The sequence below is a fragment of the Pseudomonas sp. AC463 genome (genome assembly GCF_979253585.1).
In genome coordinates this window covers 1-266 of sequence record NZ_CEEDDZ010000689.1, presented here as the reverse complement: position 1 = coordinate 266, position 266 = coordinate 1, and the positions used below count along the sequence as shown (strand labels likewise).

At 69.5% G+C, this 266-nt stretch carries 1 pseudogene; it reads left to right on the top strand.

The features are described from left to right. Nucleotides 1–23: 23 nt before the first annotated feature. Nucleotides 24–266 (top strand): annotated as a pseudogene (locus tag AC0IYH_RS31945) (hypothetical protein); the annotation flags it as partial.

Below are 266 nucleotides of genomic sequence, written 5' to 3'. Positions count from 1 at the left end.
AGGCGCTGGTCTCGTTATCGGGGTTGGCCGAGCATCTGCGCGGCGAGGGATTCGCACTGGCCGACATGCTGCGCGGCGGTAACCGCGACGCTGCGCTGGCGGCGTGCGTCGATCGGTGGGTGGACCGTGCCGCGCAACGGCTGTGCACGCCGCTCGATGCGATCAATTGCCTCATCAATCCGGCGGTGGTGCTGATCGGCGGGCGACTCCCGAGCGCGATCGTCGAGCAACTGGCGGAGCGGGTGAACGCGCGGATCGGCGATGCC